Genomic DNA, 4107 nt, shown 5'->3' on the forward strand with positions numbered 1-4107 from the left:
ATCCTCGCCCGCGCGGGAAGCCGACACACCCCCCAGCGGAATGGAGCGCGAGCCGCCGGTGCCGCCGCCGGCCTTCAATTCATCGGTATCGCCCTGGCGGACATGGATTTTGTCGATGTCGAGATTGAGCTTTTCCGACAGGAACTGCGCATAGGCGGTGGCGTGTCCCTGTCCGTTGGTCTGGGTGCCGATCTTCAGCGTCACCGTGCCGTCGCCATTGAGTTCGACGAAGGCCGGCTCCGAGCCCGGAAAGGCACAGGCCTCGATATAGGTCGCCATGCCGAGACCGCGGATTTTTCCGCCGGCCTTCGACTGCGCCAGCCGCTCCGGAAACGCTTTCCATTCGGATTGCTCAATGGCGCGCTCCATATGGCCTTCGAATTCACCGGTGTCGTAGAGGCGGCCGGTTTGCGTCCGGTAGGGAAATTGCTCCGGCCGGATGAAATTGCGGCGGCGGATCTCCTCGACGGGCAGGCCGAGATCGTGGGCGCAGGCATCGACCAGCTTTTCCAGCAGGAAGGCTGCTTCCGGCCGACCGGCACCGCGATAGGCATCGACCGGGCAGGTGTTGGTGTAGAGGCCGGTCACCGAGACGTCGAGCGCCTGGATATCGTAGACACCGGTCGACATGGTGACGCCGATATAGGGGATGAACGGACCATATTGCGAGATATAGGCGCCGATGTTGGCGAGCAGGTCCACCTTCATGCCGAGAAAGCGGCCGTCCTTGTCCAGCGCCATCTCGGCCGTGACGAAATTGTCGCGGCCTTGCGCGTCGGTCAGAAAGTGTTCCGTGCGGTCGCCGGCCCACTTCACCGGGCGGCCAAGCCGCTTCGCCGCTTCCAGCACCAGCGGATATTCGCGGTAGACGAAGCTCTTGGGCCCGAAACCACCGCCGACATCAGGCGTGATGACGCGCAACTGGCCCTTCTTGATCTTGAACACGCTGGCCAGGATGTACTGCATGGAGTGCACGCCTTGCGACCCGGTGGTCAGCACGAAGCGCTTCTCCTCGACGTTCCATTCGCCGATCGCGGAGCGCGGCTCCATGTAGTTGCAGACCAGCCGGTTGTTGACGAACTCGATGCGGGTGACGTGTGCGGCCTTGGCGAAAGCCGCTTCGGTCTTTTTCCTGTCGCCCATGTGGTAGCTGAAGGCGCGGTTGGAACCGAGCTCCGGCCAGACCAGCGGCGTGCCTTCGGCAAGTGCATTTGCGGTCCCGGAAGCCGCGTCTTCGCCGTCATAGTCGACATCGATCAATTCAGCGGCATCCTGCGCCAAGGCACGGCTGTCGGCGACGACGAAGGCAACGGCATCGCCGACATAGTTGACGCGGTCGCGGCACAGGATCGGGATGTCGCGCGTCGGCGCCTTGGTGCCGTCCGGCTGTTCCTGCATGACGCCGGATTTCAGATCGCCGAGATGGGCAAGGTCCTTGCCGGTCAGTACCAGATGGACGCCAGGTGCGGCCTTCGCCGCCTCGGTCGAACCGATGGTGAAGCTGGCCTTGGCGACCGGCGAACGCAGGACATAGCCATGCAGGACGCCAGCCGGCTGGATGTCGTCGGTATAAAGGCCCTGGCCCTGGATGAAGGCGGCATCCTCGCGCCGCAGCACGGATGCGCCCATGCCGAATTTCGGTGTGACGACGGTCATGGATGCCTCGTGATGATGACAGGAGAACGAACGCCTGAAATAGGCATTGCCTCAGTTTTGTCGAGGGGCCGTTTCGTGTAAAGAGCGCGGACTTCAAATTTCTTGGACCAGCGGACACAATCCGCCGCCAAGGCAATCGACAGGAAAACCCACGGAATGCGCACGGACACCGGCCAGGTCTTCAAGCTCGAAGACTATCGCCCCAACGACTACCTCATTCCGCAAACCGACCTCACCTTCCGCCTTTCGCCAGACGCAACGCGTGTCACCGCCGTGCTCACGATAGAGCGCCGTGACGGCGTCTCCGTGTCGGCACCGTTGGTGCTCGACGGCGACGGGCTGACGCTCAAGCGCATCGAGATCGACGGCAAGAAGGTAAAACCGGCGGATCTGCTGGCGACGCCCGACCAGTTGACCATCCTCGAGCCACCGGTGGCGCGGCGCTTCCAGTTGCTCATCGAGACCGAGGTGGCGCCGGCGGGCAACGAAGCCCTGATGGGCCTCTACCGCTCGAGCCACGTCTACTGCACGCAATGCGAAGCCGAGGGCTTTCGCCGCATCACCTATTTCCTCGACCGTCCCGATATCCTGTCCGTCTACACGGTGCGCATGGAGGCAATGCGCGACGAGGCGCCGCTGCTCCTGTCCAACGGCAACCCGCTCGAAAAGGGCGACCTCGGCGACGGCTGGCATTATGCCGTGTGGCACGACCCTTTCCCCAAGCCGTCCTATCTGTTCGCATTGGTGGCCGGCAATCTCGGCCGGCTCGCGGACAGTTTCGTCACCCTGTCCGGCCGCACGGTCGAGCTCGGCATCTATGTCGAGCCCGGCAAGGAGACGCTGGCCGGCTATGCGATGGACGCCCTGAAGCGGTCGATGAAATGGGACGAGGAGGCGTTCGGCCGCGAATACGATCTCGACGTCTTCAACATCGTCGCCGTGTCGGACTTCAACATGGGCGCGATGGAGAACAAGGGCCTCAACATCTTCAACGACAAATATGTGCTGGCCGACCGGGAGACCGCGACGGACGCCGATTTCGCCAATATCGAGGCGATCATAGCGCATGAGTATTTCCACAATTGGACAGGCAACAGAATCACTTGCCGCGACTGGTTCCAGCTCTGCCTGAAGGAAGGCCTGACGGTTTTCCGCGACCACGAATTCTCCGCCGACCAGCGCTCGCGCGCGGTCAAGCGTATTGCCGAGGTGCGGACCTTGCGCGCCCACCAGTTTCCAGAGGACCAGGGCCCACTGGCGCATCCGGTGCGGCCGCGCCGCTACCGCGAGATCAACAATTTCTACACCGCGACGGTCTACGAGAAGGGCTCCGAAGTGGTGCGCATGATCCGCACAATTCTCGGTGCCGACGTGTTTCGCGCCGGCATGGACCTCTATTTCGAGCGGCACGACGGTGACGCGGCGACGATCGAGGATTTCATCAAGGTGTTCGAGGATGCGTCCGGCCGCGACCTGTCGCAGTTCGCGCTCTGGTATCATCAGGCGGGAACGCCGAACCTGACGATCAGTTCGGCGCACAATCCGGCCGCGCAGGAGTTCACACTCGAAATCGAGCAGTCGGTGCCGCCGACACCCTCCGAAAGCCGCAAGCGGCTGATGCACATCCCGCTCGCTTTCGGGCTGATCGGCGCCGGCGGCAAGCCTGTGCCGTATAGTAGCGTCGAGGGCGCCAGCGTCGAGGACGGCGTCATCCATATCCGCAAGCGTCGCCACATGGTGCGGTTTTCAGGCGTCACCGAGCGCCCGGCCGTGTCGCTCAACCGCGGCTTTTCGGCGCCGGTGACGTTGTCCGTCGAGCAGAAAGCCGACGACCAGTTCTTCCTTGCCCGCCATGACGGCGACGCCTTCTCGCGCTGGCAGGCCTTCAACACATTGCTGACCGATGCGCTGATATCAGCGTTCCGCGAGATCCTCGGCGGCAAGCAGCCGGCCTTTGCGCCGCGGCTGACCGAGCTCGCCGGCAGCATTGCCGGCGACGAGACGCTGGAGCCGGCCTATCGGGCATTGGCGCTGGCCCTGCCCGGCGAAGCCGACATTGCCCGCGACATCGGCAGGAACATCGACCCCGATGCCATCTATGCGGCTCGCGAGGCACTGGCGCCGGCGATCGGCACTGCGAACCGGGACGTTTTTTCGGGCCTCTACCTCAGCCTTGCCGACAGAGAAGCGTTCAGCCCCGACGCCGCAAGCGCCGGACGACGCGCCTTGCGCAACACCCTGCTGGATTATCTGTCGCTGCAGCCGGGCGGAGCGGAACTCGCTGCCGGGCATTTCCAGTCCGCGACCAACATGACCGACCGCGCGGCAGCACTTGCCGTGCTCGCGCATCGTCACCACGGTTCGCCCGAGGCGGTCGAGGCGCTGGCGGCTTTCGAGACGACCTACGGGTCCGACCTGCTGATCATGGACAAATGGTTCCAGATCCAGGCC

Annotated in this window: 2 protein-coding genes; one reads left to right on the top strand and one right to left on the bottom strand. The window is 63.7% G+C overall.

All coding sequences use genetic code 11. From position 1 onward, the window contains the following. Window positions 1-1656, bottom strand: a 1656-nt coding sequence (locus EN932_RS30785) for a xanthine dehydrogenase family protein molybdopterin-binding subunit (RefSeq protein ID WP_164890702.1), incomplete at its 3' end; no start/stop codon positions are given. A gap of 156 nt (window positions 1657-1812) precedes the next feature. Here EN932_RS30785 and pepN point away from each other — a divergent pair. Continuing rightward, window positions 1813-4107, top strand: a 2295-nt coding sequence (gene pepN / locus EN932_RS30790; RefSeq protein WP_128369328.1) for an aminopeptidase N, incomplete at its 3' end; no start/stop codon positions are given.

The sequence above is a fragment of the Mesorhizobium sp. M7A.F.Ca.US.002.01.1.1 genome, assembly GCF_004022955.1.
Lineage (GTDB): Bacteria > Pseudomonadota > Alphaproteobacteria > Rhizobiales > Rhizobiaceae > Mesorhizobium > Mesorhizobium ciceri.